Raw genomic sequence first — 7,650 nt, 5'->3', positions numbered from 1 at the left:
AATTCTTGGGCTGCCCATTTCTCCATTTTTTTGCTTACCTCCACCTTAATTCCTTCTTTCAAAACTATACCTATCAATCGTTTCCCCTTTTTTTAAGTTTCTTCTCTTTTTGTTAAGAAAGATCCGACTAATGGATAGCTTTTTAAGGGGGGTTGGGGGGGATCACTTTGATTCAAGAATCAGAACAATTTTGACAAAATTTATCCAGTCCTTGATCCTGAATATAAACAGCAACTATAGCAGATAAAATTCCCGCGACTTGCGGAGGACACATCAAATATCCTACAATAATACCTGTTAAAGTAGGGATAAGTGCGGGTAAATATTTTTCTCGCAACTTCGGTTGACAAATAGAATCCCGACATTTATTAAGAACAATAACAAACCAACGAAAATCAGCATTATCTTCTACCCCTTCAATCCCGTTACGAGTGGCAATAGACTCAGCAGCATCTGCTAAATCTCCCTCCCATTCCTCAATAACATCAAGTGCAATTAAAGCGTTCTCATTGTCCGCAAATTCAATACGGTACTGAGCAATTTTTTCCGGTGTTAACTGCGTTGCGTCTGACATAATACCATCCTTAAAGCCAAAACCAATTTTTTCCCATTATCTCACCTTATAATCGTCTCGTCGCTAAAGGTTTTGACTTTACCGATGGCAAATTAATCCCGTCAAGATTAGCTTAGAAGACTAAGAATAAGCGAATTTTTTGGGGTGAGAATTTACTTTTGTCAAAAATCATTACATATTCGCAACAAAATAAACTTTTTTGAGCAAACTAATATACCCTACTTAGACAAGGCGATCAATTATTTTGTCCCAAGAATTACGCGCTAAACTTATCTCCTGTTATCCCCAAAGTCAGGAAAAAGAGGAAGTCTTAATGAAGATGATTTCTGAACATTAATCAATTGAGGATAGGGAGAGGTTGCTAACGGTCAATATTGCCACCTGAATCGCTTTTTCAATGGCCTGTTGTTTGCTTTCTAAACTAATCCCTTCCTCTTTACTTCTTGCGGCAATCACAGCACAAATACAAGCGGCAGTAAATCCATAAACCCCCGCCATTTTAAATAAAGTTCCCGCTTCCATTTCATAATTGAGAATATTTAAACGTCGATATTCTTCCGTGATTCCCTCTAAATGGCGCTGAAGATAAGGGTTAGCAGACGACAGGATTCTTTCCTGTCCTTCATAAAAACTATCCACAGAAGCGGTAATACCTACATGATAATTTACTCCCAAAAATTGAGCCGATTTGACTAGAGCAACTGTCAAAAAAGGATCCGCCACTGCGGGATATTCCGGAGGAGCAATATCATTAGCTGCACCTTGCCTACATAAAGCCGCTTGCGAGATAATAATATCACCGATTTTTATTCTATTTTGAATTGCGCCACAAGTACCAATACGAATAATAGTTTTAATTCCCACCTGTATTAATTCATTAACCACAATACTCAAAGATGGCGCACCCATGCCACTGGTAGCCAGAAGAATTGGGGTAGAATTATCTAGATAGCCAAGATAACTATTTAATCCGCGATAATCCGATAGTAAACGTGCATTTTGTAAATAAGTTTCGGCAATATAGCGCGAGCGTTCTGGTTCCCCCGATAATAGGGTGATAGTCGGTTTTGCCGTGCCTAAATCCTCACTGCTAAAGTTGAGATGATAGGGTTTTTGGTGAGATAAGTTATTGGACATTTAAATCAAATTAAGAGCAGTTACTTTGGTTAAATAGGCTTTTAGTTATTATAACAACTTTAGGTTTTAATTAAAATTAAATATTTAATTATTGACAAAAGAGAATCAAGCTTAAGGACGACTATTGATGTTAAGTTCTTGCACTAATTCCTGTACTGTGGTTGAGGGATTGGCATCAAAAGGATGTTTTTTTGCTTCATCTCTATCTTGAATAAGTTTTGCTGCATTAGTTATTGCTGTTGTCTGGTATGGCTTTAATTTTTCGTACATATCCTCTCGATTTTTTGCATATTGTTCTTTTTCGTTTAATAATTTACACTTTTTCATCTGGGTAGTTAAAATTTTTGGGTATTTACTTCGGGATGTGGCAATATCCAGATATTGAAAGTGTAAAATAAACCAAATTTCAAAAGCTTCATTAGAATAGGCAATCTTGATATTGTTTTCTTTAGCCAGTCTTTCTGCTTGATTAAATTGCTCTTTAGAACAGTTATCTTTATCAAAAACGCACCAGATTTGATCAAATGAGTCATCTTTTTTTAGATTATCTATCATCTTAATAGCTTTTTCTACTAAACTCAAGCTATTTTTACCTTCACCTTTCACCCTAACTTCAATTTTCTTAGGAACAGTAAAAGCCTTAAAATAGTTAACTTCAGTTTTTTCTCCCTCGCAAACAATTAAAAATCTTTTTCTTGTTTCTCTAGTCTTAGTTTGGCGACGCAAATAATCAGAAGTATTCCTGTTGTTACTCATACTAATTACCAATAATTGTACTTAAATCACCAATAAAAGGTATTGCTCCATAACGACCTTGAATATAATCTTTTTCAAATGTATTATTATTATTAATATCAGCAAATTCCACCAAAGAATATAAATCTGTTGCTCCTTGATGATTTTTTTCGGTAAACCAAATTTGATCCCTCCTTAAAAATTTATGACTAAGTAAATTAATATCGTGAGTAGTAAAAATAAGTTGAGCATTTTTGGGATTAGTTTTCTGAGAATTAAATAATTCGATTATACTTCTAGTCATTAAAGGATGAAGTCTGGCATCCAATTCATCAATTACTAAAACTTCCCCTCTTTGCAAAGTGTCTAAAATCGGTGCTGACAGAGCCAAAATCTTTTTAGTTCCATCAGATTCATGATTGTCCATATCAAAAATTTCTAACTCAATCATTTTACCTGTTGAGTCATACTTTGGATGATAGGTTTTTATGGTAGCGGACTTTATTTCACCGCTAGAGTGACTGATGATATTTCTGACAACATCCGGTAAATCTTGCGGGAGACTGTCTAAGGAAAATTTTCTCGTTTCTGTTTCTAGGTTGAGATTGTCAATACTTAAATCTAATTTTTTAATTAACTTAGTCACATCATCAATCAAATCTTGTCTATCAGAAAGATACTCAAGCGTAATCTCTTTTAATAATTCCACATTTAACCCAGACACAACACCTAAGTGACTAAACCAAGAGACAATTTCCACCGCTAGAGAATTATTAAATTGAGCCGCTAGTGATAAAAACAGAGTATTTTTTTTGGTCAATCCTCTTAGTATATTACCTTGTTCAATATTTTTGCTATATTCTATTTTATCGTCTTGCCGATTAAAAATTTTAGTTTCACGACTTCTGGGCGTACAAAATAACCATTCGGAAACTACTCGCTTTTGAGTTACTTCAAATCCATATCTATAAGTTTTATTTTTTAGCTGAAAAACTATTTCAAAAAAGGATGGTTTATCAACAGTTTCGGTACTTAATCTAAAGTCTTCCACATCTATTTTGTCAGTGATTTGTAATTTTGCAGAATTCATGACAAACCGTCGCATAAAATTGAATGCCAGAATTAAATTACTCTTACCACTGGCATTTGCTCCATAAATAGCGGCACTTTTCAGTAAACTAATTTGTTGATTAACCTTAAAAACATTATTTTTATCAAGCTCATCATTACCGTAGGCCTCCTCTGCAGCTACCATACTGAGAGTGACTACATCTTTAAAAGAGCGATAATTGCCGACACTAAATCCGATGAGCATTGCATATTAACCCTAACAGTCTCTAAGGAACAAAGGAGACGATACTTTTATTTTATGCACTTGTTGAGCATTTGAACAAGAATTATCCTCAGAATCGGCAAACAATCACAGGAAAAAAGGTAAGGAATTGATTTCCCTTACCTAAGAATTGTACACTTTTGACAACAAATTTACACTTTTGCTGACTCTTTAACTAACTTATCCCAACCCAATTCCTTGAGGTTATTGTTGCGACGCAGGGGACGAGTAGCTAATTCTAAAATATCTCGCGCATTGGTAAAACCATGAATTTGAGCAAAAGTAAATTCTACCGACCATTTAGTGTTAATTCCCCGCGCTTCTAAGGGATTTGCATGGGCCATTCCTGTAATCACTAAATCGGGTTTTAACTCGTAAATGCGCTGAATCTGATTGTAGTTATCAGGTTTTTCGATGATTTTCGGGATGGGAACACCCATATCATTACAGGTTTTTTCTAGTAATGCTAATTCGGCTGCTTGGTAGCGTTTATCCATGTAGGGAATACCGATTTCATCACAAGTCATCCCGCAACGAATTAGGAAACGTGCCAGGGAAATTTCTAGTAAATTATCCCCCATAAAGAAGACCGATTTACCGCGCACAAGTTGCAGATAATCCTCTAAACTTTCCCAAATTTTTGCCTCTCTTTCTTCTAATCCCTGCGGTTGTACTCCCAAAACAGAACAGATTTTTTCTATCCAAGCGCGGGTTCCATCCGGACCGATGGGAAAGGGTGCGCCAATTAATTTACACTTACGACGACGCATTAAAGTGGTGGCAGTTCGTGATAGAAAAGGATTGACACCAGCGACATAATAACCTTCTTCAATTACCGGTAATTCAGTAAAACGTTTGGCAGGCAACCAACCATCAATTTTAACTCCTTGTTTTTTCAATTCTAGGGTTAAATTGGTCACAATCGGGTCGGGAACAGAACCAAATAAAACTAAAGGAGGATGGTCTTTATATTCCGATTCTTCCTGTTTAATTTCTTCTTTTTTACGTCCAAAAGTTAAGAGTTTCTGGATGGCATTCCGTTCTTCTTTTTCATCTTCGTGCTTAACTTTTTCGGGACATTTATGCACCATAGAAGCGAGGACGGTATCTTCCCCTTGGGTAAAGGCATAATCTAAACCATTAGCGCGCGCTGTCACGATAGGAATACCGATTTCTGACTCCAGTTTTGGTGCTAATCCTTCCAAGTCCATTTTGATGATTTCGGTGGTACAAGTACCGATAAAAACGATAACGCTAGGGTTTCTATCTCGTTTAATTTGTAAGCAGAGGCGTTTTAATTCTTCGTAGTCTTTTAGTTGAGCGGAAATATCCCCTTCTTCTAATTCAGCCATGGCATAACGTGGTTCGGCGAAAATCATGACACCCATGGCATTTTGCAGGAAGTAACCACAGGTTTTTGTGCCGATAACAAGGAAGAAACTATCTTCGATTTTTTGGTATAACCAAGCAACACAGCTAATTGGACAAAAGGTGTGATAGTTGCCGGTTTCACAATCAAATTGTAAAGCGCTCGGTTCTTGAGTGGCGGTCATTTTGTTTGGTTCTCCTTTAACTTGGTTTATTTAGGTTTTCTCGTTGTAACTCTTGGCGGATTTTTTGCAGTACAGGATCCTCATTAGGATATAAAGAATTACTTAATTCTCTTTCTTTCTTTTCTAGTTGTTTCTTCTCAGGATCAAAATTTAATCCTAAAACTTCTAGCAGTTTGTCGCCATCGGAACTAAGTTGACAAAAGGGATACATCCACACTGATAATTGAGATTCTAAAACGGTAATCGCACCTATAATGATGTCAGCACTAGGACGTTTACCACCGTCGGGAGTTTTTCGCCACGAATCTTTAGAATCCGTTAAAGACTTAATCCACGGTTGATTATTTTGGTAGTAATCTAACCATTTATCTGGTAAGATTTTTAGCAATTCCTCAAAAATAATTACTTTGTTTTTTTCGACTGATAATTGTTTTTCTCGGAATCCGTTGAGATATTCAGTGTGCGAATTAGAAATCAGTAATTCTTTTTCCGATTTTTCCAACTCCTTTTTTTCAGAATCAAAATTTAGTCCTAAGACTTCTACCAGTTTGTCCCCATCGGAACTAAGTTGACAAAAGGGATACATCCACACTGATAACTTAGGTTCTAAAGCTGTTGCTGCCGCTATAATTATGTCAGCACTGGGACGTTTACCACCGTCGGGAGTTTTTCGCCACCAGCCTCTAGAATCCATTAAACACTTAATCCAAGCTTGATTATTTTGGTAGTAATCTAACCATTGCCGCGGTAAGCTGGCTTTTAATTCCTCAAAGTTGCTCATTTTGTCCCCTTGACTGAATAATGATGTTTTCCCTATTAGAATTCCCAATGAGAGGAAAAAATGATCATTATCAAGTCCTCGATAAAATTCGTGGGTAGGGTGGGTTAGGTGACGATAAGTTAGGCTATTAACTAATAAGTTAATTCTTCGCCGTAACCCACCCAGAAAAAGAGTTTATTGGTGGTTATTGGTGGGTTACGCTGTCCCTAACCCACCCGACAAAATAATCTAAACCATCATCAGGTCTAATTCTTCCTCGGCGTTAACTTTCGGTTTATCGGCATTAAGATAGAAATCCGATAATAAAGTGAATAATTCCCGGTCGGCAGATTCTTTGGGAATAACTCCTTCTGGTTTGGCTAAAATCTGATCGGCAATGTTGAGATAATAGTCACAAACGTAACTTAACATCGGATCTTTGTCGGCCATTTCAAAGAGAGTTTGACCTTTAACTCTGGAGACGCGAATATCTTCAATTAAGGGTAAAACTTCTAACACTGGCATGGGAACATGATCTACATATTTATTAATTAAATCGCGTTTTGAGGTGCGATTACCAATTAATCCGGCTAGTCGCAGGGGATGAGTGCGCGCTTTTTCGCGGACGGAAGCAGCGATGCGATTGGCGGCAAAAAGAGCATCAAAGCCGTTATCTGTGACAATTATGCAGTAATCGGCGTAATTTAAGGGTGCGGCAAATCCTCCACAAACCACATCCCCCAAAACATCGAACAAAATCACGTCAAATTCATCAAAAGCGTTCAATTCTTTTAATAATTTCACCGTTTCGCCGACGACGTAACCGCCACAACCGGCACCGGCCGGAGGCCCCCCCGCTTCCACGCATTTGACACCACCGTAACCGTCATAGATAACGTCTTCGGGCCAGATGTCTTCGTAGTGAAAATCTTTTTCTTGCAGGGTATCGATGATTGTGGGAATCAGAAAGCCTGTCAGGGTGAAGGTGCTATCATGCTTGGGGTCACAGCCTATTTGTAGGACTTTTTTGCCTCTTTTGGCTAAAGCGGCCGAAATATTACAGCTTGTTGTCGATTTACCGATGCCACCTTTTCCGTAGACTGCGAGTGTTAAAGGCATGGAAGTTCTCCTAAATGTGCGCTTGAATGGTGAGTTTGTTTATCAGTGCTTTGATCCCAATTATTGACCATCTCCCCACCCCTTGGAAAGAGGCTCAATTTTTATCTGCTATAGCTAGAGTGAGATTGAACGCTTAAAAATTATATAAATAATCTTTTAGAGCTTATAAAGTTTTTTAAAGTCATAAAAACTTATAAAAACAGCTTTGTTTATACATTTACTTTAAATACAAACAATAAACAAAAAACCACCAAAGCTTTACAAAAACTCGATAAACAGGGTTTTACCGTGGCAAACCAGAACAAAAAAGGTCAAGATAGAGGCAGTCTAGAGACCGATGTCAGATTTTCGTGAATAATCATTACAATTTTCCCCGTCAGCAGATTAAATAAATCGATCCTGAGAAGGATGCTGAAAAAAGCTGTAGTACAATTAGAAC

At 37.2% G+C, this 7,650-nt stretch carries 7 protein-coding genes; all 7 read right to left on the bottom strand.

Translation table 11 applies throughout. The features are described 5' to 3' along the window. Nucleotides 1-172: 172 nt before the first annotated feature. Entirely contained in the window at nt 173-574 is a 402-nt protein-coding gene (locus tag O9290_RS04725; RefSeq protein WP_288059208.1) for a hypothetical protein, read from the bottom strand. A 333-nt stretch (nt 575-907) separates the two neighbouring features. After that, nucleotides 908-1,711: a nucleoside phosphorylase gene (locus O9290_RS04720; protein WP_288059206.1), complete on the bottom strand. Its 804-nt coding sequence runs from the start codon at nt 1,709-1,711 to the stop codon at nt 908-910. A 111-nt stretch (nt 1,712-1,822) separates the two neighbouring features. Further along, a complete protein-coding gene (locus O9290_RS04715; protein ID WP_288059204.1) occupies nt 1,823-2,467 on the bottom strand; it encodes an RloB family protein in 645 nt (214 codons plus the stop codon). A 1-nt stretch (nt 2,468) separates the two neighbouring features. Continuing rightward, nucleotides 2,469-3,761 carry an AAA family ATPase gene (locus O9290_RS04710; protein WP_288059202.1) on the bottom strand — a complete coding sequence of 431 codons (1,293 nt, stop codon included), beginning with the start codon at nt 3,759-3,761 and terminating at the stop codon, nt 2,469-2,471. Nucleotides 3,762-3,931: 170 nt separating this feature from the next. Next, a complete protein-coding gene (locus O9290_RS04705) occupies nt 3,932-5,332 on the bottom strand; it encodes a ferredoxin:protochlorophyllide reductase (ATP-dependent) subunit N (RefSeq protein ID WP_002740797.1) in 1,401 nt (466 codons plus the stop codon). 16 nt (nt 5,333-5,348) lie between these two features. Then, complete coding sequence (locus O9290_RS04700) at nt 5,349-6,113, bottom strand: DUF5331 domain-containing protein (RefSeq protein WP_288059200.1); 765 nt, start codon at nt 6,111-6,113, stop codon at nt 5,349-5,351. Between the two features lie 228 nt (nt 6,114-6,341). Then, on the bottom strand, nt 6,342-7,211 hold the full coding sequence (gene bchL / locus O9290_RS04695; RefSeq protein WP_002759152.1) for a ferredoxin:protochlorophyllide reductase (ATP-dependent) iron-sulfur ATP-binding protein: 870 nt from the start codon (nt 7,209-7,211) through the stop codon (nt 6,342-6,344). Nucleotides 7,212-7,650: the final 439 nt, after the last annotated feature.

Origin of the sequence: Microcystis sp. LE19-41.2A, assembly GCF_027530405.1 — a bacterium.
Lineage (GTDB): Bacteria > Cyanobacteriota > Cyanobacteriia > Cyanobacteriales > Microcystaceae > Microcystis > Microcystis aeruginosa.
Note: the sequence above shows the minus strand (reverse complement) of the source record. Positions and strands in the feature narration are given on the sequence as shown.

What these genes read in the sequence shown, in the direction of transcription:
- O9290_RS04725 (WP_288059208.1), bottom strand. Translation starts at nt 574, where the DNA reads ATGTCAGACGCAACGCAGTTAACACCGGAAAAAATTGCTCAGTACCGT.
- O9290_RS04700 (WP_288059200.1), bottom strand. Translation starts at nt 6,113, where the DNA reads ATGAGCAACTTTGAGGAATTAAAAGCCAGCTTACCGCGGCAATGGTTA.
- O9290_RS04715 (WP_288059204.1), bottom strand. Translation starts at nt 2,467, where the DNA reads ATGAGTAACAACAGGAATACTTCTGATTATTTGCGTCGCCAAACTAAG.
- O9290_RS04705 (WP_002740797.1), bottom strand. Translation starts at nt 5,332, where the DNA reads ATGACCGCCACTCAAGAACCGAGCGCTTTACAATTTGATTGTGAAACC.
- O9290_RS04710 (WP_288059202.1), bottom strand. Translation starts at nt 3,761, where the DNA reads ATGCTCATCGGATTTAGTGTCGGCAATTATCGCTCTTTTAAAGATGTA.
- O9290_RS04720 (WP_288059206.1), bottom strand. Translation starts at nt 1,711, where the DNA reads ATGTCCAATAACTTATCTCACCAAAAACCCTATCATCTCAACTTTAGC.
- bchL (WP_002759152.1), bottom strand. Translation starts at nt 7,211, where the DNA reads ATGCCTTTAACACTCGCAGTCTACGGAAAAGGTGGCATCGGTAAATCG.